22 protein-coding genes and 1 pseudogene are annotated in these 21,556 nt (G+C 70.0%); 13 read left to right on the top strand and 10 right to left on the bottom strand.

Translation table 11 applies throughout. The features are described 5' to 3' along the window. Nucleotides 1–45: 45 nt before the first annotated feature. Nucleotides 46–429, top strand: coding sequence for an HAD-IA family hydrolase (locus FKO37_RS10345; protein ID WP_134666961.1), 384 nt, complete (start codon nucleotides 46–48; stop codon nucleotides 427–429). Here FKO37_RS10345 and FKO37_RS10350 read toward each other — a convergent pair. Then, nucleotides 422–1,186 carry an RNA methyltransferase gene (locus FKO37_RS10350; RefSeq protein ID WP_238604337.1) on the bottom strand — a complete coding sequence of 255 codons (765 nt, stop codon included), beginning with the start codon at nucleotides 1,184–1,186 and terminating at the stop codon, nucleotides 422–424. The two genes, FKO37_RS10345 and FKO37_RS10350, sit on opposite strands and share 8 nt — an antisense overlap. 34 nt (nucleotides 1,187–1,220) lie before the next feature. Here FKO37_RS10350 and FKO37_RS10355 point away from each other — a divergent pair, with 34 nt between their 5' ends. Together FKO37_RS10355 and FKO37_RS10360 are read left to right on the top strand one after the other, a co-directional pair. Then, nucleotides 1,221–2,618, top strand: coding sequence for a wax ester/triacylglycerol synthase family O-acyltransferase (locus FKO37_RS10355; RefSeq protein WP_037816566.1), 1,398 nt, complete (start codon nucleotides 1,221–1,223; stop codon nucleotides 2,616–2,618). After that, nucleotides 2,615–3,106 (top strand): hypothetical protein, encoded by a 492-nt coding sequence (locus FKO37_RS10360; protein ID WP_106961329.1) that lies wholly within the window; start codon nucleotides 2,615–2,617, stop codon nucleotides 3,104–3,106. The genes FKO37_RS10355 and FKO37_RS10360 overlap by 4 nt, the downstream gene beginning before the upstream one ends. A gap of 59 nt (nucleotides 3,107–3,165) precedes the next feature. Here the strand turns inward: FKO37_RS10360 and FKO37_RS10365 are convergent, their stop codons facing one another. The 4 genes from FKO37_RS10365 to rsgA all read right to left on the bottom strand — a co-directional run bounded on the left by FKO37_RS10365 (nucleotide 3,166) and on the right by rsgA (nucleotide 7,062). Then, the gene (locus tag FKO37_RS10365; protein ID WP_037816564.1) at nucleotides 3,166–3,963 is read right to left on the bottom strand and encodes a lipoprotein; all 798 of its coding nucleotides are present in this window, start codon (nucleotides 3,961–3,963) and stop codon (nucleotides 3,166–3,168) included. A 152-nt stretch (nucleotides 3,964–4,115) separates the two neighbouring features. After that, complete coding sequence (locus tag FKO37_RS10370; protein ID WP_037816559.1) at nucleotides 4,116–5,012, bottom strand: hypothetical protein; 897 nt, start codon at nucleotides 5,010–5,012, stop codon at nucleotides 4,116–4,118. Between the two features lie 166 nt (nucleotides 5,013–5,178). Beyond that, complete coding sequence (locus tag FKO37_RS10375) at nucleotides 5,179–5,970, bottom strand: hypothetical protein (RefSeq protein ID WP_134666953.1); 792 nt, start codon at nucleotides 5,968–5,970, stop codon at nucleotides 5,179–5,181. A gap of 72 nt (nucleotides 5,971–6,042) precedes the next feature. Beyond that, nucleotides 6,043–7,062 carry a ribosome small subunit-dependent GTPase A gene (gene rsgA / locus FKO37_RS10380; protein WP_238608250.1) on the bottom strand — a complete coding sequence of 340 codons (1,020 nt, stop codon included), beginning with the start codon at nucleotides 7,060–7,062 and terminating at the stop codon, nucleotides 6,043–6,045. Between the two features lie 112 nt (nucleotides 7,063–7,174). Here rsgA and FKO37_RS10385 point away from each other — a divergent pair, with 112 nt between their 5' ends. The 4 genes from FKO37_RS10385 (at nucleotide 7,175) to FKO37_RS10400 (ending at nucleotide 10,035) form a co-directional block, all read left to right on the top strand. Further along, the gene (locus tag FKO37_RS10385) at nucleotides 7,175–7,930 is read left to right on the top strand and encodes an SOS response-associated peptidase (RefSeq protein WP_037816555.1); all 756 of its coding nucleotides are present in this window, start codon (nucleotides 7,175–7,177) and stop codon (nucleotides 7,928–7,930) included. Then, nucleotides 7,927–8,535, top strand: a complete 609-nt coding sequence (locus tag FKO37_RS10390; RefSeq protein WP_134728090.1) for an alpha/beta family hydrolase — start codon at nucleotides 7,927–7,929, stop codon at nucleotides 8,533–8,535. Before FKO37_RS10385 ends, FKO37_RS10390 begins: the two co-directional genes overlap by 4 nt. A 108-nt stretch (nucleotides 8,536–8,643) precedes the next feature. Then, nucleotides 8,644–8,976, top strand: coding sequence for a hypothetical protein (locus tag FKO37_RS10395; protein WP_037816550.1), 333 nt, complete (start codon nucleotides 8,644–8,646; stop codon nucleotides 8,974–8,976). A 9-nt stretch (nucleotides 8,977–8,985) separates the two neighbouring features. Continuing rightward, nucleotides 8,986–10,035, top strand: coding sequence for a hypothetical protein (locus FKO37_RS10400; RefSeq protein WP_037816548.1), 1,050 nt, complete (start codon nucleotides 8,986–8,988; stop codon nucleotides 10,033–10,035). Here the strand turns inward: FKO37_RS10400 and FKO37_RS10405 are convergent, their stop codons facing one another. Next, complete coding sequence (locus FKO37_RS10405) at nucleotides 10,036–12,777, bottom strand: BTAD domain-containing putative transcriptional regulator (RefSeq protein ID WP_238604338.1); 2,742 nt, start codon at nucleotides 12,775–12,777, stop codon at nucleotides 10,036–10,038. It lies immediately after the preceding gene. Between the two features lie 705 nt (nucleotides 12,778–13,482). On the opposite strand from FKO37_RS10405, the pseudogene FKO37_RS10410 reads away from it, so the two are divergent. Continuing rightward, nucleotides 13,483–13,740: pseudogene (locus FKO37_RS10410) on the top strand (alpha/beta family hydrolase); the annotation flags it as partial. Between the two features lie 145 nt (nucleotides 13,741–13,885). Here FKO37_RS10410 and FKO37_RS10415 read toward each other — a convergent pair. Together FKO37_RS10415 and FKO37_RS10420 are read right to left on the bottom strand one after the other, a co-directional pair. After that, nucleotides 13,886–15,301: a carboxylesterase/lipase family protein gene (locus tag FKO37_RS10415; protein ID WP_238604339.1), complete on the bottom strand. Its 1,416-nt coding sequence runs from the start codon at nucleotides 15,299–15,301 to the stop codon at nucleotides 13,886–13,888. Next, nucleotides 15,298–16,194, bottom strand: a complete 897-nt coding sequence (locus FKO37_RS10420; protein ID WP_037816543.1) for an MBL fold metallo-hydrolase — start codon at nucleotides 16,192–16,194, stop codon at nucleotides 15,298–15,300. The genes FKO37_RS10415 and FKO37_RS10420 overlap by 4 nt, the downstream gene beginning before the upstream one ends. Before the next feature lie 160 nt (nucleotides 16,195–16,354). Here FKO37_RS10420 and FKO37_RS10425 point away from each other — a divergent pair, with 160 nt between their 5' ends. Both FKO37_RS10425 and FKO37_RS10430 read left to right on the top strand, forming a co-directional pair. Further along, nucleotides 16,355–17,329 (top strand): Lrp/AsnC family transcriptional regulator, encoded by a 975-nt coding sequence (locus FKO37_RS10425; protein WP_134666938.1) that lies wholly within the window; start codon nucleotides 16,355–16,357, stop codon nucleotides 17,327–17,329. 26 nt (nucleotides 17,330–17,355) lie between these two features. Continuing rightward, nucleotides 17,356–18,060 carry a class I SAM-dependent methyltransferase gene (locus FKO37_RS10430; protein WP_238604340.1) on the top strand — a complete coding sequence of 235 codons (705 nt, stop codon included), beginning with the start codon at nucleotides 17,356–17,358 and terminating at the stop codon, nucleotides 18,058–18,060. Here FKO37_RS10430 and ybaK read toward each other — a convergent pair. Then, complete coding sequence (gene ybaK / locus FKO37_RS10435) at nucleotides 18,057–18,536, bottom strand: Cys-tRNA(Pro) deacylase (protein ID WP_037816530.1); 480 nt, start codon at nucleotides 18,534–18,536, stop codon at nucleotides 18,057–18,059. The two genes, FKO37_RS10430 and ybaK, sit on opposite strands and share 4 nt — an antisense overlap. Before the next feature lie 189 nt (nucleotides 18,537–18,725). On the opposite strand from ybaK, the gene FKO37_RS10440 reads away from it, so the two are divergent. Then, the gene (locus FKO37_RS10440; protein WP_037355674.1) at nucleotides 18,726–19,352 is read left to right on the top strand and encodes a sigma-70 family RNA polymerase sigma factor; all 627 of its coding nucleotides are present in this window, start codon (nucleotides 18,726–18,728) and stop codon (nucleotides 19,350–19,352) included. Continuing rightward, nucleotides 19,349–19,672: a mycothiol system anti-sigma-R factor gene (gene rsrA, locus FKO37_RS10445; RefSeq protein WP_037816528.1), complete on the top strand. Its 324-nt coding sequence runs from the start codon at nucleotides 19,349–19,351 to the stop codon at nucleotides 19,670–19,672. The genes FKO37_RS10440 and rsrA overlap by 4 nt, the downstream gene beginning before the upstream one ends. 62 nt (nucleotides 19,673–19,734) lie before the next feature. Here rsrA and FKO37_RS47720 read toward each other — a convergent pair whose 3' ends face one another. Further along, entirely contained in the window at nucleotides 19,735–19,809 is a 75-nt protein-coding gene (locus FKO37_RS47720; RefSeq protein ID WP_098515123.1) for a 50S ribosomal protein bL37, read from the bottom strand. A 192-nt stretch (nucleotides 19,810–20,001) separates the two neighbouring features. Here FKO37_RS47720 and FKO37_RS10450 point away from each other — a divergent pair, with 192 nt between their 5' ends. Further along, the gene (locus FKO37_RS10450) at nucleotides 20,002–21,522 is read left to right on the top strand and encodes a sensor histidine kinase (RefSeq protein WP_009082952.1); all 1,521 of its coding nucleotides are present in this window, start codon (nucleotides 20,002–20,004) and stop codon (nucleotides 21,520–21,522) included. The last annotated feature ends 34 nt before the right edge of the window (nucleotides 21,523–21,556 follow it).

Genomic DNA, 21,556 nt, shown 5'->3' on the forward strand with positions numbered 1-21,556 from the left:
TGCTGAGAAACCCGACCGCCCGAACAAAACAGTTAGGCTGGCGAAGTGCTGAAAGGCTTGCTCGTCGACTACGCCGGAGTCCTAACCGACCCGGACGCCGCGCTTCTCTACGAATACCTCCGCGACGCCCGCGAGAACGGAACCCGCACCGCGCTCGTCTCGAACGCACCCGGAGCCGCCCCTGGGGTGAAAACCGAGCTGGCCCAATACTTTGACGCGCTCGTCTTCTCCGGCGAGGTCGGTGTCGCCAAGCCGAACCGCGAGATTTATCTTGTCGCGGCTGAGCGGATCGGGCTGGCCGCGCCGCGGTGTGTGTTCGTGGACGACGCCGAGCGGAACGTGCGTGGGGCGGTCGCCGCGGGCATGGTCGGCGTTCATCACCGCAGCATCGCCGAGACTCTCGACGAGCTGGCCGCGTTGTTCAGTTGACCCCGCGTCGCACCAGTTCGAACGACAGCACGGCAGCGGCGGCGGAGACGTTCAGTGATTCGACGTCGCCAGGCATCGGGATGGACAACCACTCAGTCACCAGTTCGGCAACTGCCTCGCCGACGCCTTCGGTTTCGCCGCCCAGCACGAAGGCCGAACGCTGCGGCAGCTCCGCCTCGAACACCGAAGTCGACGCTGAGGCACCGAGTGCGAACAGGCTGTATCCGGCTTCCACCAGCATTTCCGCCGCCTCGCGCGCCGATCCGCAGCGCAATACCGGTGCCCGGAAGGCAACGCCTGCCGAGGATTTCACCACCATCGGATCCAGTGCGGCGACGCCTCGGCGCGGCACGATTACGCCCGACAGCCCGGCGGCCGTCGCGGTGCGCAGGATCATTCCGACGTTGGCCGGTGTGGTGATGCCGTCCAGGAGCAGCAGCCGGGCCGGTGGGCGGCGGTCGTCGAGGGCCGCGGCGAGGGCTCGCATTCGCGGCGCGACGACGTCGGCCAGTACGCCCTGGTCTTGCTTTCCGTTGCCGGCCAGCACTTTCACCCGGTGTGCGCTCGCCCGCTGCACGGGCACCCCGGCGGCTTTCGCGGCGCGCTGGATTTCCGCGGCGGCGGGGCCGCGCGCGGTGTCGGCGAGGATCACCTTGTCCACGCGCAGATCCGGATCGCCCAGCGCCTCCAGCACGGGTTTGCGCCCGTAGACGGTCAGGAAGCGGTCTTTCGGCGAACCCGCCAGCTCATCACCCACACCGGCCAGTCTCGCATTGTGTAAGGATCGGCTCATGCCCGACCGCCTGTCCGCGCTGGACGCCTCGTTCCTGTACGTCGAGGACCAGACGACGCCGATGCACGTCGGGGGTGTGGCGATCTTCGAACGGCCGTCGTCCGGGTTCACCTACGAGCAGGTCCTCGACCTCGTCGCCGCGCGGCTGGCGTTCCTGCCCCGCTACCGCCAGCGCGTGCTCGGCGTGCCGGGGCACCTCGCGCGCCCGGTGTGGGTGGACGACGTCGACTTCGACCTGAACTACCACGTCCGCCGCTCCGCGCTGCCCCAGCCGGGCAGCGACGACCAGCTGTTCGACCTGGTCGCGCGGCTGATGTCGCGCCGGCTCGCGCCGGAACGCCCGCTGTGGGAGGCGTATTTCGTCGAGGGGCTGGCCGGCGACCGGGTCGCGATGGTGACGAAAACGCACCAGTCCGTTGTGGACGGTGTCGGCACGATCGACCTCGGCCAGCTCATCCTCGACGAGACTCCCGAACCGCCCGAGCCGTTCGAGGACATGTGGGCGCCGCGGCGCGAGCCCAGCCGTGCGCAGCTGGTGCTCGACGCGATGAGCGAGACCGTGCAACGGCCCGGCGAGCTGATCGAAAACGTGCGCTCGATCGCCGGTGACGCGGTGACCACGGTGAGCAAGGCCGTCGAGACGCTCGGTGGCGTCGCGGCGACGATCACGCGACCCGCGCCGCCCGGGCCGTTGAACGTCCGGGTCTCCGGCGGCCGGGTGTTCTCGGTCGTGCGCACGCGGCTGGAGGATTTCCGCAAGATCCGCGCGGACCACGGGGGCACGGTCAACGACGTCATCCTCGCCGCGATCACCGGTGCGCTGCGGGAATGGCTGCTGTCGCGCGGGGAGCACCTCACGCCGACCGAGACCGTGCGCGCGCTCGTGCCGATGGCGGTCACCGACGCCGAAACGGCCGAGTTCGCGACGCCCGCGCTGGTCGGCAACGAGGTCGCGGCCTACCTGATCGACCTGCCGGTCGGCGAGCCGAGCGCGGTGCTGCGGCTGCAGCACATCGGCCACGCGATGGCCGAGCACCTGAATTCGGGAAGATCGGTGGCCGCGCGCGGGTTGCTGAAGGTGAGCGGGTTCGCACCGGCGACGCTGCATTCGCTCGGCGCTCGGGCAGGCGGATCGCTGTCCGGGCGGATTTTCAACCTGATGATCACGAATTCGCCGGGGCCGCAGGTGCCGATGTATGCCGGAGAGGCGAGACTGGTGGAGATGTTCCCGGTGATGCCGCTGATGCGCACGCAGGCGCTGGCGATCGGGGTCACCTCCTACCACGGCGGTGTCTACTTCGGACTCAACGGCGACCGCAAGGCCGCGTTCGACGTCGGGCTGCTCGGCGGGATGATCGAAGAAGCACTGGAAGAGCTGAAGGGTGCGCACTGGTGAGGGTTTATCTGCCTGCGACGATCGCGATGCTGCGCGACCTGGAGGCCAATGGCGAGTTCCGCGCTCGCAGCGGCACCGGTTTCGCGCTGACGCCCGCCCTGCGCGAGGCGTACGCGAGCGGTTCCGACGAGGAACTGGAATACGCGGCGTTGCTGGACGCGGCCCGTGCCTCGCTGCGCCTGATCGCCGCTGAGGAAAAGGCCGAACCGCGGCGGGCCGTGGTCTCGGTCGACGTCGACGACGCGACGCTGCGGCCGGACCTGGACGCGGCCGTCGTGCGCCTCGCCGGCCCGGTGCCGAAGTCCCAGATCGCGGCGATCCACGTGGACTCGGCCGAGGCCGAGGAAGCGGTGGCCGCCGCGGCGGCGGTGATCGACGCCGCTGACCTTGGCGACGAGGACGCCGAGTTCACCCTCGGCGACGCCGAAGACCACGAGCTGGCCTGGTACGCGCTGCAGGAGCTGCCCTTCCTGCTTGAACTGCTTTAGCGGTCCGTGAAGGGCTCCTTCCGGGAATCAGATTCCCGGAAGGAGCCCTTCACGGCACGTCAGCCGCCGGTGAGGACGCCGATCTCCGCCGGGGCGGGGGCGTGCACGGTGACCGGGGAGTTCCAGTCCGTGTAGTGAGCCTTGACCGTGGCGACGCCGGTCTGCCCGGTGGCCTGCATGACCGGCGTCAGGTCCAGGACCAGCTGCATTGGCCGGTGCTGCGGGTCCAGCCAGAGGTCGAACGGGACGGTCTTGCCGCGGTCGCCGAGCCGGGTCAGCGCTTCGGCGGGGAGGCCGCCGGGCAGTTCCGAGCCGAGTTTCCCCAGGTCGACGGTCAGGTGATAGTGCTCGGCCGAGGCTCCGTCGAGGGTGGTCTGCTCGCTGGACGCCACGGTTCCCGCCGTGCGGACCTGCGCCAGGGTGCGCGCCGGGTCGTTCTGCTCGGCCAGTTGCGCCAGGCTGCCGCCCAGCACCTGCGAGAGCGGATCGGTGCCGTCCGGCGACACCTTCACCCACGCTTTGTGGTCGCTGACCTGGTCTCGCGCGCTTTCCGGCACCTTCGCGTACAGAGTCTTGTCCACCAGGCGCAGTTCGATCGGCTCGCCGACGTAGTCCGTCGTCATCGAGAGCGACGTTCCGGCGGGGTCGAATTTCGCCTGGCCCTGGCCGTGGGACACGAGGGTGCCGGTGGTGACGTCAGCGGTGAACTTCGCGGTGTGCCCGGCCAAGGTCGCGGCCGAAGCGGCGTCCGCGAGCGCGCGGGCGTCGGTGAAGCGCTGCGGTTCCGGGGTGCTGGAACAACCCGCCGAGGCGATCGCCAGCAGCGCGGCGACACCCGCCACGGCCGTCCTGCGCATCCGAAAACCCTCTCTGACCGGCCGTAAGGTGTCTCAAGCCAAGCACAACGGGCGGGTCCGCCCCGTTCGGGGGAACGCGTGCTACCGGCAGTAGCGCACAAAAAACGGGCCCCGAGCCGGAGCGGCTCGGGGCCCGCGAAGAGCGGCGGGGGTCAGCGCCCCATCTTCTTCATGAGCTCGCCGAAGTCGGTGACCTGGTCGGCGGGCGGCGCGGTCACGTCGACCGGCTTGCCCCAGTCGCTGTACTTGACGTCGATCTTGCCGCCGGCCGCGGCCGCGGCGGGCGAGCCGGTCGAGGCGCCGAGCTGCTTCATCATTTCCGTCTGGTCCATGGTGATCTGCACCGGAAGCTGGTCCTTGTCGATCCAGATTTCGGCCGGGATCTGGATGCTCTTGCCCTCGAGCATCTTCTTCATCTGGGTCTTCACTTCTTCGGGCATGCCCTTGGCGTAGGTCTCCATGGACTTGCTGACGTCCAGCTCCACCTTGTAGTGGTTGACCTTCTCGCCGTTCAGGTCGACCTGGTCGGCCGAGACGATCCGGCCCGCCTTCGAGACCTGGTCGAGGATCTGGGTCGGGTCGCTCTGCTGGGTCGACTGCGACATCATCTTGCTGAACGACTGCGACATCGGGTCGGTGGCGTCCGGCGAGATCTTCAGCCACGGCTTGTCGCTGCCGAACTGCTTGGACTGCGAGGCCGGGACCTTCATGTAGAGGGTCTTGTCGACGTAGCGCATTTCGGTGGGGCCCTGCGGGCTGTCCATCGTCATGGCCATGGCCGAGTTCTCGCCGTCGAAGCGCATCGAGCCTTCGGCCTTCTGGCCCATCATTTCCATCGTCATCTTCGCCGACTTGGCCTTCTCCGTGCCCTGCTTGGCCGCGTCGGCCAGCTTCAGCGCGTCGCTGAACGGCGACGCCAGGCCGGACCCGCCGTCCTTGGACTGCCCGGCCGGGGACGCGGTGCCGTTCTCGGCGCTCGAGCCGCAGCCCGTCAGCACCAGCGCCAGCGCCGCACCGGCGGCGACAGCGAACGTCGTGGTCTTGCGCATGGTTCTCCCCCTAGGAAGGAATCGGTCTTTCACCTGCGTTGCCGCCGGCTGCCTTCGCGGCCGCGTCCTTGCGGTCCGGCGCGCGGGGCGGCTCCGCGAGGTTGCTTCTGAGACGCCGTCCGGCGGGTAAAGGTTCCCTCCGCCGGAGAGGTTCTTCCGGTTTACCTTATCCGCCCAGGTTGTCCACCAGATCCGCGGCCGGGGCCGCGACCTCGACCGGAGTGCCCCAGCGGCGGTACTGGACGGTCAGCACCGAGCCGGTCAGATCGGGGTCGAACCGGGCCATGGGCCGTTCGTCCAGGACGACCTTGACCGGCCGCTGGTAGTCGTCGAGCCACAGATCGAGCGGGATCCGCACCCCCTTCCCGGACAAACGCGTCCGGATCCGGTACTGCGATTCGTCGGAGATGAAGCCGATCAGATGGTCCGCGACGCGCTCGAAATCCAGCCGCACGCGGTAGTGCGTGAGCTTGCGGCCGTCGAGTTCGGCTGGTTCGGACCCGGTCAGTTCTCCGCCTCGGATGAGCTGGTCGACGGTGCGCAGCGGGTCGGTCTGCTCGGCGGTTTGCTCCGCGAGCTTCCAGAACGCCCTGGAGTACAGGTCGGCGGCGAGCGGGAAGACCCGGATCCACCGGCCGCCGGAGTCGGCCTGCGCGGTGGGCGGTTTGACGAACACCGTCTCGCCGGACATGCGCAGTTCGGCCCCGTTGGTCATGCGCAGGTCGACCGCGGTGTGCGGGCCGTTGTAGAGAAGGCCGACCTCGACGTCGGCCGTTCCTTTGCCGCTCTCCTCGGACATGGTCAGCCGCACCGTGCCGGTCTTCCCGAGGCTCTGGCGGACAGCCGCGGCGAGCGACCCGAGATCGGTGAACGGGCCCGCCGTCGATGGCGCGGGCGCGCCGCACCCAGCCAGCGCGAGCGCGGCGCAAACGGCCGCGGCACCAACGCGGAGCCGCATGGATTTCCCCCTGGACTTGGAAGCTGTCGCACTCCGTATCGGCGGCCGACGCCAGGGGTTACGCCGTTCAGGTCACGATTCGGTGCGGATGTCCCCGCCGCCCGAACGCGACACCAGGAGCCTGCGCAGCGACGCCAGCCGTTCCGCTCCGGCGTTTCCGTCGGCGACCACGTCGTCCAGCGCGCAGTCCGGGTCCTCGGGCGGGCCGAGGTGGCCGCAGTTCGGCGGGCATTCCTCGGCGGCCGCGGCGAACTCCTCGAAGGCGTTCACGATGTCGTCCGCGGTCACGTGCGCGAGCCCGAACGACCGGACGCCGGGGGTGTCGACCACCCAGCCGCCGCCCGCCAGCGGCAGCGCCACCGCGGCGACCGAGGTGTGCCGTCCCTTGCCGACCGAGCTGACGTCGCCGGTCGCCAGTTCGGCGGCGGGCACCAGGCGGTTGACCAATGTCGACTTGCCGACTCCGGAGTGCCCGACGAGGGCGGTGATCCGGCCGGCGAGGCGTTCGCGCAGGCCCTCGGGTTCCTCGTCGTGCCGGGTGACGATGGCCGGGACGTCGAGGCCCGCGTAGCCGGCGAGCAGCGAATCCGGGCTGGCGAGGTCGGCTTTCGTCAGGCACAGCACGGGTTCCAGGCCGCCCGCGTAGCACGCGACGAGGCAGCGGTCGATGAATCCGGGCCGGGGAAGGGGATCGGCCAGCGAGGTGACTATCAGCAGCTGCGCGGCGTTGGCGACGACCACGCGTTCGTACGGGTCGGTGTCGTCGGCGGTCCGGCGCAGCACGCTGGTGCGCTCGTCGACGCGGACGATCCGGGCGAGCGTGTCCGGCTTGCCCGACACGTCGCCGACCAGTGCGACCACGTCCCCGACGACCACCGAGACGCGGCCCATTTCGCGGGCCCGCATGGCCATCACGACGCGACCCGGATCGGCGTCGACCGCGCACGTCCAGCGGCCGCGGTCCTTGCCGATCACCATCGCGGTGACCGCGTCGGCGTGCTCGGGCCTGCGCTTGCTGCGTGGCCTGGTGCCCTTGCCGGGACGCACCCGCACGTCGGATTCGTCCAGCCGCCTCCAGTCGCCTCGCCCCAAGCCGCCCACGTCCTCCCGGTCGCCCTTTGCCTGGTCGAATGATCCCATGCCGGTCGCGCCGGGCCCGGTTTGCGTGCGACGATGGCGTTCGAGGCACCCCGAGGAGGTTGGCATGTGCGGCCGTTACGCCGCGACGAAAGACCCGGCGAAGCTGGTCGAGGAGTTCGCCGCGGTCGACCTGACCGAGGGCCGGGCGCGAGTGGACCACAACGTCGCGCCGACCAAGAACGTCGTGACCGTGGTGCAGCGGCACCCCCGCGACGCCGAGGGGCTCGTTCTCGAGGACGAACCGGCGGAGCGCTCGCTGCGGATCATGCGGTGGGGCCTGGTTCCGTTCTGGGCCAAGGATCCTTCGGCGGGTTCGCGGATGATCAACACGCGTGCGGAAACCGCGAAGGAGAAGCCCGCGTTCAAGCGCGCGCTGGCGTCGCGGCGCTGCCTGGTTCCCGCCGACGGCTGGTTCGAGTGGCGGCGCACGGGCAAGGAGAAGGAGCCGTTCTACATGACGGATCCCTCCGGGAAATCGCTCGCCTTCGGCGGAATCTGGGAAAGCTGGCGGCCCAAGGACGACGCGGACGCCGAACCGCTGATCACCTTCTCGATCCTGACGACCGACGCCGCGGGCCAGCTCACCGACGTCCACCACCGGATGCCGCTGATCGTGCCGCACGAGAACTGGGCGGGCTGGCTCGACCCGGACCGGTCCGAAGTGGACGAACTGATGGTGCCGACGCCGCCCTCGGTCGTCGAATCGCTGGAGCTGCGGCCGGTGTCGAGCCTGGTGAACAACGTCCGCAACAACGGCCCGGAACTCTTGCGGCGCACGGAAACCGAACAGTCCGTCGACTCGCTGTTCGACCTGTCATGACCACGCTCGAGATCGACACCGAGCACGGGGTCGCGCGAGCCGAGCTGCATTGCGCGCCCGACGGCGACGCGGTGCTCCTGCTCGGCCACGGCGCGGGCGGCGGCATCGGGGCGAAGGACCTCGTCGCGGTAGCTCGCGCGGCCACCAAGGTCGGAGTGCACGTGGCGCTGGTGGAACAGCCGTACCGCGTGGCAGGGCGGCGCGCGCCCGCTCCGGCGAAGCAACTGGACACGGCGTGGCTCACGGTGGCGGACGAGGTGTCCGCCCGTTTCGACGATTTGCCGCTGATCTTCGGCGGCCGCTCGTCGGGTGCGCGAGTGGCCTGCCGGACGGCTTCGGCCGGGCAGGCGGTCGCGGTGCTGTGCTTGGCGTTCCCGGAGCATCCGCCGGGGAAGCCGGAGAAGTCGCGGCAAGCGGAACTGGACGCGGTCGAGGTGCCCGCGCTGGTGATACAGGGGGAGCGCGATCCGTTCGGCCGTCCGGAACCCGCGCCGCACCACGAGATCGTCGTAGTGGCGGGAGACCACGCCCTGTCGAGCGACCTGGACGCGCTCGCCCGCGCGGCGGCGGAGTGGCTGGTAAGGATCGTCCGGCCGCATTCGTGACGGCGGCGCTCCTTCAGACAGCGATCTGTCAGCGTTCCGAAAGCGGTGTGGTTTTCGCTGTCCGTACGGCCGCACGCGGGGGCGGCCGACGGACGAAGGGGGCAGGTCGTGCCGGACGGGTATTCGGTGGACCTCGAAGGGTTCAAACAATCGCTGACTGATCATCTGGACCCGGCGGTCGAGCATTTCGCCGCCGGCGCCGACGCGGTGCGCCCGCTCCGCGACCTCGACATGGCCGGCCTGCTCGGTGCCGACCAGGCTGGTCTCAACGTGGCCTTCGCGGTGCGGGCGACCGGCGTGCACAAGCTGATCTCGCAGTCCCAGGACCAGCTGCGGGATTCGCTGCGCGGACTGGACGACGCATTGTGGGAGGCGTACCGCGTCTATTCGAGCACCGAGCAGGCGCACACCGACCGGCTGCACGGAATCGGCAAGGGCTGAGGGGGAGCGATGGCCAACGTCGATCCGAGCGTCTTCGCCGGCCTGGCACCGGAATTCCTGGCAGACCGGAAGCTGCTGGCAGACGTCGCCAACTGGGCGGACCTGTGCACCGCGCCACGGGGAGCGCCGGTTCAGCATCCGGAATCCGGAATCAACAACCACGTCCTGGACGATTCGCGGCAGTGGCCAGACCGTTCCAAGATCATGCAGGACAACCGGCCGGCCAACCTGCCGATGCCGGACACGACGATCAACCATTTCTTCTACCACGCCCGGGTGCTGTCACAGCCCCAGCTGGACAAATTCGAGGATCCGCACCGGCTGCTCGGCGATCTGCTGGTGAACCTCACCGTGAACCTGACCAACCAGCCGGGCGACGTGCACGATCCGCAGAGTCCGGCCCGGCAGGCGAGCGGCGGGCAGATGGGCCTGCACGACGCGCTGGACCATCTCTTCGACAACTGGTCGGGGGCGGCAAAGGACAAGTGCCTTGACTACGCCGGGTCGATCTACGATTTCCTGCAGCACGAGCAGGTGATCGTCGCGGAGGCGGCCGATGCGCTGCTGGCGTACTGCAGCGTGCTCGTCGGAGCGCGGAAGAAGCTGGTCAACCTCATGCGCGGGTTCGTCTCGGCGATGCAGAAGCGGGAAGCAGAGGATGTTTCCGAGGACCAGGCCTTCCCGTGGGGGATCGTCGCGGCCGCGGTCGTCGCGGTGGCGAGCGGCGGCTTCGGGCTGGCCGCGCTGCCGGCGGCGGCCGCGACGGCGGAGATCGTCAACGCGGTCGCCCAGCCGGTTTTGGGGTTGGCCGGGAACGTCGCGGACAAGATGCTGAGCAGCGGGGGCACCAACAGCGTGACCTCGGCCGATTACGAGGCCGCCGCCCGGCAGTACTTCCACGACGCCGACGCGATCATCGAGGATGTCCGGAAGGGGATCACGCAGATCGCGCAGTCGTACGGAGACATGGAATCCCGATATCTCCCGCCGCCGGCTCCGCCGCTGACGAAAGCCGAGTTCGACGCGAATCACCGCGAATTGGAGCCGGAAGCGCGCTGATCACCGCGCCGCCGACCCGGCCCGCACGTCGGCCAGCTCCCGGAAATGGCGCCGGTAGTCGACTGCGATGGTCGGGTTGGCGGCGACCAGTCCGTCGAGTTCCCGTTGCAAGGCACGGGCTCGATCGTGCTGACCCAGCAGGTAGCAGGCGCGGGTCAGGTCGCAGAGCACGCCGCCTTCCAGCGCGGTCGAGCCGAGTTCCCTGGCGATCCGCAGGGCTGCCCCGAGGCTGTGTTCGGCCTCGGGGCACCGGCCCATCCCGAGCAGCGCACGGCCGTGTCCGTGCCGGGCTTCGCCGGTTTCCCAACCCGCCCCCACTTCCTCGCAGATCGCCAGCGCTTGTTCGGCGTGCGTCAGCGCTTCCGCCGGCCGGTCCAGGATGAGCAGGATGTCGCTGAGCACTCCGTTCGCGGCCGCGACGTTGATCGGATTGCCGGAGCGAGGCGCCAACTCCAGAGCGCGGTAGCCGGCATCGAGCGCTTCCTCGTTGCGGTCCAGCACGGTGTACGCCGAAGCGAGGTTGAACAAGCACATCATCTCGCCGTCCACTGAGGACAATGCGCGCCAGGCCGAAAGCGCCTGCTCGTATTCCGCGACGGCTCGGTCCGCTTCGCCCATGCCGAGCAGAGCCAGCCCCAGGCCGTTGCGCATCCACGCTTCGCCGACGCGATCGTCCGAGCGCAGGGCTGCGGCGAGGCCGGTTCGATGCGTTCGGACGAACAGGGTGCACTCTCCGCACATCAGGAACACGTGCGCCATCGTCCGGGCGATCTGCCAGGACTGGCGGTCCAGCCCCGTTTCGTACGCCTGCTGGACGGCCCAGATCAGGTTGGTTTGCTGGGACAGCACCCAGTCGGCGGACGCGTCGGCGCTCGAAAACCGTTCGACCGCCGGGCCGTCCGCGCCTTCCGCTTCGGTGTAGGGCCGGGACGCGTCGAAGGCGTTGACCGCGGACGCGGCGTACCAGTCCACCAGGCGGGCGGTCGCGGTTTCGTCTTTCTCGGCGGTCAGGCTGACCGCGTAGTCGCGCAGGAGGTCGTGCAGATCCCAGCGGTCTGGGTGGCGTTGCTCGGCGAGGTGCGCGGCGGTGAGCTGGTGGAGGAGGCGGCGGGCTTCGTGGACGTCCACCGCGGCGAGCGCGGCGGCCGAGCGCGCCGATACGCCGCCGACCGGATGCAGCCCGAGCAGCCGGAACAGCCGGGCGACCGGTGCAGGGAGCGCAGCGTAGGAATAGGCGAAGAGAGCGGCGAGGTTGCTGTCGTCGCCGTCGTCGAGATCGAAACCGCGCAGGACGGCGTCTTCGTCGAATTCCGCGACGACTGCTTCGAGGGAGCGGCCGGCCTGCCGGTTGACCCGCTCGCCGAGGATCCGGATGGCCAGCGGCAGCCCGGCGCACAGTTCGAGCGCGCGCACCCACGCCGCGGATTCGGGCTGGATGTCCGCGAGCGAGGTTCTGAGCAGTTCGCCGCCGTCGCTCGGGGCGAAGCGCTGGACGGTGATCGGGCGCGCTCCGTGCCGGGTGATCAGGCCGCCGAGCCGGCGTCGGCTGGTGACCAGCGTCAGGCAGCCGGCACCGGGCAGCAACGGCTGTACCTGCGCGGTGTCCCACGCGTCGTCGAGCACGAGCAGATACCGGCGGTCGGCGGTGCGGGACCGCCACAGGGCGGCACGTTCCGCCGGGCCTGCCGGGACTTCCTCGCCGGAGACTCCGATCGCCCAGAGCAACCGGGCCAGCAGCGCGTCCGGGCTCGCCGGCCCGCCCGGCGAGAACCCGGCCAGTTCCAGGAAGAGCTGGCCGTCCGGGAAATCGGCGGCGACCTGGTGGGCGAAGCGGACCGCGAGCGCGGACTTGCCGACGCCCGCGGTGCCTTCGAGCAGCACCACGCCGGACGGCACCCCGTGCAGCTCGGCCAATTCGCTGGTACGCGCGGTGAACCCGGCGACGTCAGCGGGCAGCTGCCGAGGCACCGGCGACGGCGTGGCATGCGGCCGGTGGTCGAGCGCCGGGTCGGCGGTGATGATCGCCTGGCGCACCTCGCGCAGGCCGGGGCCGGGCCGCAGCCCCAGTTCCTCGTCGAGGACAGCGCGGATGCGGTCGAACGCTGCCAGCGCGTCCGCCTGGCGTCCGGCGCGGTACAAGGCGATCATCAGCTGCTCGTGCACGCGTTCGCGCAAGGGGTGTTCGGCGGCTGATTCAGTCAGGACCGGGATCAGCTGCCGGTGCTGGCCCAGTGCCAACATTGCGTCCGCGCGGGCTTCCCGCACTGCTTGCGCTTCTTCGCGCAATGCGGGCACCACGTCCCGGCGCAGTACTTCGGATTCCACATTGGACAGTGGCTCGCCGGACCATTCGGCGAGCGCGGTTTCAAACGCGGCGACGGCCTCGGCGTGCGCACCGCGCTCGGCAGCTGCCCGGCCGCGAGCGGCAGCCGAACGAAACCGGGTCAGGTCGACGGCGTTCTCGGGAACGTCCAGGCGGTAGCCGCCCAGCCCGGTCCGCAGCACATCTGCGGTGCTGAGCATGCGGCGCAGGCGGGAGACGTAGGTATGGACGGACGCGCGGGCGTTGCGCGGCCCGTCGCCGTCCCAGAGCCAGCGCGTCAGCTGTGCGACGCCGACTTCCTGCCCGGGATGAGTCAGCAGCCCGGCAAGCACTACCAGCGGACGCTCGCCCTCGGTGGGCAGCGTGATGCCGTCCTCGACCGCCCGCACCGGTCCCAGCACCTGAAACGTCAGTTCCATGCTCTGCAGTATCGCCGGGGAACAGAGCGAAAACAGCCCCTTGGCGATACTCGCGGCAATCCGGATTTCCTTCGTGAACACCCGGCAAGACTGTTGGCCGTGGATGGCTGCAATTCGGACGTTGTCCCAGCTCAGAGCGAGATCTTTCGGGTTGTCCACAGCTGGGCGGGTCGGTGGGCAACTGTGCGGGTTCTGTGTCGCCAGACCGCTTCACCGTCGAGGTCGCCGGTAATGTCGGTCGCGGGAGCACTGGAAGACGATAAGCAGATCAGCGCGGTCGTCGGCGTCGAACGTCCGGCAGGGTGCGCCGAACATACCGAGGTTCGCGACAGCGGCCACGGCCGCCGGAGCGCGAAGCCGTCCGCTCCGGCGGCCGGCGGCAGCTCGATGGCGCGACGGTCATCGCGTGGGCGGCGTCCATCCGGTCGTGCGTGCGTGGTGACGATGGCGGAGGTCGCTTCGCCTGGATTCGGGTGGCTCCGAACACGGCCGAGCTGATGGCCAGGACGTGCTCGGCGTCGAAGAATCAAGTCGCGCGGCCATGATCGACGGCACAGCCGGGCGGTCGCGCTTTCCCGCACCTCGTCGAAGCTGGTGCGGAGCTGCTCGCCCGGTTCCGTGAACAGGTGCGAGAGGCGATCGAGCACCTCGCTTCGCGACTGGCCGGCACTGGTGCGGCGCGCGGAAACCGAGCCGCCCGTCAGGCAGGCGGTCGCCGTGCTGTGCCTGGCTTTTCCGGAGCATCCGCCGGGGAAGCCGAAGTTCCGGCAAGCCGAACTGGACGCGGTCGAGGTGCCCGCGCTGGTGATCCAGGGGAGCGGGACCCGTTCGGGAGGCCTTCGGCGGCTCCGCATCACGAGGTCGTCATGGTGGCGGAGGACCACACGCTGGCGAGCGATTTGGACGCGGTGGCGCGGGCTGCCGGAGGAGCGGCTGAGGCGGGTTGTCCGGCCGCATCTGTGACGACGCTGGCTGTGGATAGTTTGAGAGCTCGTTTCCGCTGTTCAGGGCTCTTTCTGTGGAGTTGTCCACAACCCGGCCAGCCTGTGGGCAACTGGTGCGGAGACCGGTTCCGGGGCGCTTGTGCCGGGTAGGGTGGGCAGCGACGTCAGGTTGTGAGGTGCCAATCTTCGGCGATGCGCATGATCGCGGGCGCGTCCGGGCAGTGGGGCGACCAGCCCGGGGCGCCGTTCGTGACGTAGGCGACCCACGCCGCGTGGGTGCGCGCAGCCAGCGCGGGATCCGGTCGTGCTGTGCCGAGCAGTCCGGATGGTCCGTAGAGGCTGGGCAGCGCGGCGTGGTCGAACACGAACGGCAGTTCGGCGCAATGGCACGCACCCAGCGGGTGGTCCGGGCTGGGCGGGGGCCAGGCGAACTCGTAGACGTGGGTGGGGTTTCCGGCCCTGCTGTGCGCGTCCGCGAGGAGTCGGTTGCTCGCTTGGTACGCCTCGGTCATCAGGCGCGCGGCCAGGTCGCCGGGGGACGCGCCGGGGTGCCGTGCCCGGGCGCGGGCGATCGCTGCGGCGGGGTCTGGGAACCGGCGGGCCGCCGCGGCCTGGAGTCCGGTGTCGTCGAGGTTCGCGGTGTAGAGGTTCGCCTCGTTGGCGTTGGTGCCGATCAGGAGGCTGACCGGGGCCGTGTTCCCGGACGCGGGTTGGGTCGGCAGGGTCTCCTCGTCCAGGACTGGTTTGTACGGGCTGTTGCCCAGTGACGTATCGCGGAATTCGGCGATCGCCGCCCCGGGCATCGCGGCGGGTGCGGCGACCAGTCGCTCGTCGGGAAGCTCGCTCAGCGCGGCTGCGGTGGGTGCCACGCCAAGCGCGTCGGCTGTGGCGCGCGTGATCAGGTCGGCTTTCTCGACCGGGAAAGCGCATTCGCCGCTGCCGCTCTGGCTGATCGCCCGGCGGAACAAGCCCGCAGCCCCGGGGGTGACGAGCAGGGCGGAGACCAGCATGGCCCCGGCAGACTGTCCGGCCACCGTGACGTTGCCCGGGTCGCCGCCGAACGTCGCGATGTTCTCGGCGACCCAGCGCAGTGCCGCGAGCGCGTCGAGCAGGCCGCGGTTGGCTGGGGCGTCCGGGAGCCGCAACCATCCGGCGACCCCGAGGCGGTACTGCACCGTGACCAGGACGACGCCGTCGCGGGCGAAGGTGTCGCCGTCGTAGAGCTCGGTCTGCCCGGTGCCTGCGGTGAACCCGCCGCCGTGGAAGAAGACCAGCACGGGCAGGCCCGCGTTGGCCGGGTCGGGGGTGTGGACCGTGACCGACAGGTAGTCCGCGCCAGGAATCCAGCCGGAACCCAGTACTGGCGTCAGGTCGACCCCGCCGAAATCACGCCGGGCAGCCGGTGCGGTCGGGCCCGGACGGGTGGCGTCGCGCACGCCGTCCCAACGTGGTGCGGGGGCGGGTGCCTGGAACCGCGCGGCACCGGACATCGGTGCGGCGTAAGGAATCGCGCGAAACGTGTGCACCCCGTTCCGCACGGTGCCGCGGACTCGCCCGGCGGCAATGGAAACCACGGTCATGCGTCGGACCCCCATCGATTGACCGCGAACTTCGCACCGTCCCGGACGATTTCCACGGCCGGTCCGGCACCGACGTGCGCCGGGAAAACCAGGGCACGGTCGTCGGCGGCCTGGCCGAGCAACCGGTGCCGGGTGGCCGCGGCGCGCGCCGGGTCCTCGCAGAAGCAACTGCTGAGGCCGGGTTCGGCGAATTGCAGCGGGTGGTGCAGCAGGTCGCCGACGAACAGTGCCCGTTCGGTGCCCGAGCGCACGGTCAGCACGCACGACCCAGGCGTGTGCCCGGGCGCCGGTTCGAGCCGGAGGGCGCCGTCGATGTCGTAGCCGTCCTCCCATAACCGCGCCTGTCCACTGTGGACCACCGGGGCGACGCTGTCGGCGAAGACGTTTTCGTTCGCCCGCGCCAGTTTCGGCCGGTGCGGCCCGGACGGGTCCCAGAAGTCGTGATCGGCGCGCGGCAGCAAGTAGGTCGCGTTCGGGAACGTCGGACGCCATTCGCCGTTGTCGAGCCGGGTGTTCCAGCCGACGTGGTCGGCGTGCAGATGCGTGTTCACGACGAAGTCGACCTCTTCGGGCGCGACGCCCGCCGCGGCCAGCCGGTCGAGGAACCCGGTGTGCAACTGGTGGAACGCCGGGGTGCCGGGCCGGTCCTTGCCGTCGCCGGCCCCGGTGTCGACCAGGATCGTGGTGCCCCCGCTGCGCAGCACCCACGTCTGCACGCAGGTGCGCAGCAGCCCGGACTCGCGGTCCCAGGAGCCCGGCGGAAGCCCGGATTCGTGCGTTCGCCACGTGTCCTGCGCGAGGCCGGGGAACATCGCTTCGGGCGGCCGGGTGGTTCCTTCGTACTCGACGACGCGCGTCGCGGCCACCGAGCCCAAGGCGATCGTGTCGGTCATGCGGTCACTTTCTCCGTCTGAAACAAGCTCGTTAGGCCGTTTTCCTGCACAAGGATTCCATGAAGTGCCGTATTTCGGCAATCGGTAGTGATATTCGCCTGATCCGGTCATAGTCTGGCTTGGGTAGGCTGCGCCTGCCCGAACCTGAAGGAGGCGCCCGGTGGCCGACGACGGCGTGCTGGACGACATCGATCTCGATCTGGTCGCCGCGCTGCAGCACGCGCCCCGCGCGCCCTTTGACGTGCTGGCTCGTGTCCTGGACAGCTCGGCGCGCACGGTCGGGCGGCGCTACGGCCGGATGCTGGACGACGGCCTGCTGCGCGTCATCTGCGAGGTCGACTGGTCGCTGCTCGCCGAGGGGCCGCCCGCGCACGTGTGGCTTGGTGCCGAGCCTGGCCGGGCTCGCGAGGTGGCGGAGGCGCTGGCGCGGCGCGACGACACCACGCATGTCGCGCTCGCCTCGGGTCGCGGTGAGGTTTACGCCGTCGTCCACGGGATGACCCGCGGCGCCACGGCCCGCGCGCTGGTCGACGAGATCCCCGCCGTGCCCGGCATCCGCTCGGTGCGCGCGGAGTCGGTGTTGCGCAGGCTCACCAGTTCCGCGGCGTGGCGGTTGCGCAGGCTGACGAGCGAGCAAGAGGAGGCGCTCGCAACGCACGCCGGGGCGGCGGCGGAGGAATCCGGCACCGAACTCGGCGCGCTCGAACGCGAAGTCGCGGCAGTCCTGCGCGACGACGCGCGGACGCCGTATTCGGATGTCGCTCGCGTGCTCGACATCTCCGAGTCCCGCGCTCGCCGCGTCGCGACCGCGATGTTCGGCTCCGGGCTGCTGCGGCCTCGCGTCGAGATCGAACCAGGCAAGCTCGGCTACCGGGTCGAGGCTGTCCTCGGCATCTCGTGCCCGCCGGCCGTAACGACCCGGGTCGGCGCCGCGATCGCCGCGCACCCGGCGACCCGGTTCCTCGCACTCACCGCGGCATCGTCCACCTTCGTCTGCGACGGCGTCTTCCGCGGCGAAGACGAGCTGGCCGACTTCGTCAGCGGCGGTTTCGTCGGCAGCGAGGATGTCACCGCGGTCGAGTGCACCCTGCAACTGGAGGTCCTGAAGCGCTATTGGCGAGCGCCAGCCGCGTGACCGGAGGCCGTGCCAGGGTGGAGTCCATGACTGCCAACGACTACGACACGTTCGGCGAGGCCTACGCGATCGAAACCGAGCACAGTCTCATCAACGCTTACTACACCCGCCCCGCGATTCTCGACCTCGCCGGTGACGTGGCAGGCCGGAAGATCCTCGACGCGGGCTGCGGGGCCGGACCGCTGGCAGCCTCGCTGCGGGAACGCGGCGCGCAGGTGAGCGGCTTCGATTTCAGCGCCACCATGGTCGAGCTCGCCCGGAAAAGACTCGGCGCGGACGCGGACCTCCGGGTCGCCGACATCAGCCAGCCGCTGCCGTACGCCGACCAGCAGTTCGACGACGTCATCGCGGCCTTGGTGCTGCATTACCTGGAGGACTGGACCGCCCCGCTGGCCGAGCTGCGGCGGATCATCCGGCCCGGCGGACGGTTGATCCTGGCCGTCAACCACCCGGTTCTCTACAAATTCGTCCACCCCGAGGGCAATTACTTCGCCGTCGAACGATGGTCCGAGGAGTACACCTTCAGCGGGCAAAAGGGCGTCCTCGAGTACTGGCACCGTCCGCTGCACGCGATGACCGACGACTTCGCCAAAGCCGGGTTCCGCATCTCAGTGGTCAGCGAGCCGCACCCGGCCGAGGGGGCGAAGGAGAAATTCCCCGAGGAAATGCAGGGCAAGGAAGCTTTCCTCTGCTTCCTGTTCTTCGTCCTCGAAGTACCCGAAGCCGCTTAGCCCGCCGCGATCCCGGCCACGACCGCGCCGGTCAGCCGGACCAGTTCGGCGGGATCCAGTTCCACCTCGAGACCGCGCCGGCCGCCGGAGCAGAACATCGTCGGGTGGTCCAGTGCCGAGCCGTCCAGGACCACGGGCAGGCGGCTCCGGTGGCCGAGCGGCGAGATCCCGCCGAGCACGTATCCGGTGGCCCGCTGGGCCGCGGCCGGGTCGGCCATTTTCGCCTTTTTGCCCCCGGCCGCCGCGGCGAGCGCCTTCAGGTCCAGCTGGCCGGTGACCGGCACCACGCCGACGACCAGTTTCCCGTCCACGTCCGCGACCAGCGTTTTGAACACCCGGCCGGGCTCGAGGCCCAGCGCTTCCACCGCCTCCAGCCCGAACGACTCGGCCCGGGGATCGTGGTCGTAGGTGTGCACGGTGTGCGCCACCTTCTGCTTCTGCAGCAGCGCCGTCGCCGGAGTGCCCTTGCCCGCCATGGCGGCGAGTCTACGAAACAGCTCGGGAATGCCTGGTCGGCACACTCTGTTGAAGAGAGCGTGACCACCACGCTCGCCACCCCCCGCCCCGCAAGGAGCCGTCCCGGGACCGGCTTTCCGAATCCCCGCGTAAACTCGGTGCTGCCGTATGCGCAGACGCGCATCGACGCCGAACGGGAAGGGAACGGTTTGCCGAGCACCCCCAACTCCGCGCCGGAGACGGCGGCCGACGAACTGGAGCTCGCCGAGCGCTTCGAGCGCGACGCGATGCCCCTGCTCGACCAGCTATACGCGGCCGCGATGCGGATGACCCGCAACCCGTCCGACGCCGAGGACCTGGTCCAGGAAACCTACCTGAAGGCGTACGCGGCGTTCGCGTCCTTCAAGGCGGGCACGAACCTCAAGGCGTGGATGTACCGCATCCTCACCAACACCTACATCAACGGCTACCGCAAGCGTCAGCGGCAGCCGGTGCAGCAGCCGACGGACGAGATCAGCGACTGGCAGATCGCCCGTGCGGAAAGCCACACCTCGAGCGGCCTTCGCTCGGCCGAGGTCGAGGCGATGGACAACCTGCCGGACACCGACGTCAAGGCCGCCTTGCAGAAGCTGCCCGAGGAGTTTCGGCTCGCGGTCTACCTCGCCGACGTCGAGGGCTTCGCGTACAAGGAGATCGCCGAGATCATGGACACTCCGATCGGCACCGTGATGTCCAGGCTGCACCGCGGCCGCGCCCAGCTGCGCGACCTGCTGGCCGACGTCGCGCGCGAGCGCGGCTTCATCCGGGGCAACCGCGAGGAGGTGGCGAAACGATGAGCTCGGAAGACGTGCCCGCGGAGAAGATGCCCTGCGAGGACGCGCTCGCGGAGATCTACCTGCTGCTGGACCGCGAGTGCAGTCCGGAGCGGGACGCGGAACTGCGCAGGCACATCGAGGACTGCCCGCCGTGCCTCGAGGAGTACGGCATCGACGAGCAGATCAAGCACCTGCTGGCCCGCAAATGCGGCGGCGACCTCGCCCCGGCGGAGCTGAAGAGCAGGTTGCGCGCCTCCATCCGGCAGACCGTCGCCACGCAGGGCGGCGTCACCGTGGAGCGCACCGAGATCACCGTGGAGCAGCGCACCAGCCGCGACTGACCACACGACAACGGCCCCCGTACCGATCCGGTGCGGGGGCCGTGTCACGTCCGGGCGCGGACTCAGGCGTTGGGCTTCTTGCCGTGGTTGGCGCCGTTCTTCTTGCGGTCGCGACGCTTGCGGGCGCGCTTCGACATGTTCTCTCCTCGGGTGTCCGCTGCATGTCCCGGGGCGGGGTTCGACACACCGGCCGGAACGGGTCAACCGTTCCAGTGTGTCATGCGGCCGCTGAGCTCCTCGGCGGCACCCGCGCCTACGCTCTGGTTGGATGAACTCAGGAGGTGCGCAGGCATGAACGAACACACCGCATTCGAGGGCGGCCGGTAGCCGTGTCGACCCTTTCCGACCTGCTCGCCGAGAACACCGGCCTCCCCGGCGAAGCGGCCGACCACCTGCAGACCGTCGTCGCGGAGTGGCAGCTGCTCGCCGACCTTTCGTTCGCCGACTTCCTGCTCTGGGTCCCGGTTTCCGCCGAGCACCAGCCCGACGGCGGCGATTTCGTGTGCGTCGCGCACGCCCGGCCGACCACCGCGCCCACCGCGCATCCCGAGGACGTCGTCGGCACCCGGTTCACCGTGGACGAGCACCCGCAGCTGGCCAAGGCCATGCGCGAGGTCAAGATCTGCCGCGAGGAAGACCCGCATTGGTACCGCGACCTGCCGATGCGCCGCGAGGCGGTGCCGGTGAGCTTCGGCGGCGAGGTGATCGCCGTGCTGAGCCGCGAGACCAACCTCGCCGCGCCGCGCGTGCCGAGCCCGCTGGAGATCGCGTACCTCGGCAGCGCTGGCGACCTGTGCCAGATGATCGTGGACGGCACCTTCCCGCCCGCCGGCGGCAACCAGACCGACACGCACACCAGCCCGCGCGTCGGCGACGGTCTCGTCCGGCTCGACCAGGCCGGCACGGTCGTGTTCGCCAGCCCCAACGGCCTGTCCGCCTACCACCGGATGGGCCACGAATCCGACCTCGTCGGGCAGCGGCTGGCCCCGCTCACCCGGTCGCTGATCCGCGACCCGTTCGACGCCACCGAGGTGTCGCACCGGATCATCGAGGCCCTCGACGGCAAGCCGTCCACCCGCACCGAGGCCGACTCGAAGCGCGGCGCGGTCGTGCTGTTCCGTGCGCTGCCGCTGCGCCCGGCCGGACAGCCCGCGGGCGCGTTGGTGCTGGTCCGCGACGTCACCGAGGTCAAGCGCCGCGACCGCGCGCTGATGTCGAAGGACGCCACGATCCGCGAGATCCACCACCGGGTGAAGAACAACCTGCAGACCGTCGCCGCGCTGCTGCGGCTGCAGTCGCGGCGCACCACGAGCGAGGAGGCCCGGCTGGCGCTGGGCGAATCGGTGCGGCGGGTGTCGTCGATCGCGATGGTGCACGAGGCGCTGTCGATCTCCGTCGACGAACGCGTGGACCTGGACAAACTGCTCGACAACGTGCTCCCGATGGTCGGCGAGGTCGCCACCGCGGAATCGAAGGTCGGGATGACCCGCAAGGGCTCGTTCGGCGTGGTCGTGGCCGAGATCGCGACGCCGCTGGTGATGGTGCTCGCCGAACTCGTGCAGAACGCGATCGAGCACGCGTTCCCGCAGGGCAGGCCAGGCAAGGTCGAGCTGATCGTGGAGCGGTCGGCGCGCTGGCTGGACATCCTGATCCGCGACAACGGCCGCGGCCTGCCGTCCGGGTTCTCGCTGGAGCGCAGCGACGGGCTCGGGCTGCAGATCGTGCGGACGCTGGTGGAATCGGAGCTGCGCGGGTCGCTTTCGCTGCGCCAGGTCCGCACCGACGAGGCGGGCAACCGGGTGCCGGGCACCGAAGCGGCGCTGCGGATTCCGTTGTCGCGGCGGCTCTAGAAAATCCGGCGACAGCCCGCAGGCGCCGGATTAC

The organism is Amycolatopsis sp. Poz14 (assembly GCF_006704225.1).
Taxonomy (GTDB): Bacteria; Actinomycetota; Actinomycetes; order Mycobacteriales; family Pseudonocardiaceae; genus Amycolatopsis; species Amycolatopsis nivea.

What these genes read in the sequence shown, in the direction of transcription:
- FKO37_RS10415 (WP_238604339.1), bottom strand. Translation starts at nt 15,301, where the DNA reads ATGACCGTGGTTTCCATTGCCGCCGGGCGAGTCCGCGGCACCGTGCGG.
- FKO37_RS10405 (WP_238604338.1), bottom strand. Translation starts at nt 12,777, where the DNA reads ATGGAACTGACGTTTCAGGTGCTGGGACCGGTGCGGGCGGTCGAGGAC.
- FKO37_RS10430 (WP_238604340.1), top strand. Translation starts at nt 17,356, where the DNA reads ATGACTGCCAACGACTACGACACGTTCGGCGAGGCCTACGCGATCGAA.
- FKO37_RS10420 (WP_037816543.1), bottom strand. Translation starts at nt 16,194, where the DNA reads ATGACCGACACGATCGCCTTGGGCTCGGTGGCCGCGACGCGCGTCGTC.
- rsrA (WP_037816528.1), top strand. Translation starts at nt 19,349, where the DNA reads ATGAGCTCGGAAGACGTGCCCGCGGAGAAGATGCCCTGCGAGGACGCG.
- FKO37_RS10370 (WP_037816559.1), bottom strand. Translation starts at nt 5,012, where the DNA reads ATGCGCAAGACCACGACGTTCGCTGTCGCCGCCGGTGCGGCGCTGGCG.
- FKO37_RS10385 (WP_037816555.1), top strand. Translation starts at nt 7,175, where the DNA reads ATGTGCGGCCGTTACGCCGCGACGAAAGACCCGGCGAAGCTGGTCGAG.
- FKO37_RS10365 (WP_037816564.1), bottom strand. Translation starts at nt 3,963, where the DNA reads ATGCGCAGGACGGCCGTGGCGGGTGTCGCCGCGCTGCTGGCGATCGCC.
- ybaK (WP_037816530.1), bottom strand. Translation starts at nt 18,536, where the DNA reads ATGGCGGGCAAGGGCACTCCGGCGACGGCGCTGCTGCAGAAGCAGAAG.
- FKO37_RS10390 (WP_134728090.1), top strand. Translation starts at nt 7,927, where the DNA reads ATGACCACGCTCGAGATCGACACCGAGCACGGGGTCGCGCGAGCCGAG.
- FKO37_RS10355 (WP_037816566.1), top strand. Translation starts at nt 1,221, where the DNA reads ATGCCCGACCGCCTGTCCGCGCTGGACGCCTCGTTCCTGTACGTCGAG.
- FKO37_RS10375 (WP_134666953.1), bottom strand. Translation starts at nt 5,970, where the DNA reads ATGCGGCTCCGCGTTGGTGCCGCGGCCGTTTGCGCCGCGCTCGCGCTG.
- FKO37_RS10400 (WP_037816548.1), top strand. Translation starts at nt 8,986, where the DNA reads ATGGCCAACGTCGATCCGAGCGTCTTCGCCGGCCTGGCACCGGAATTC.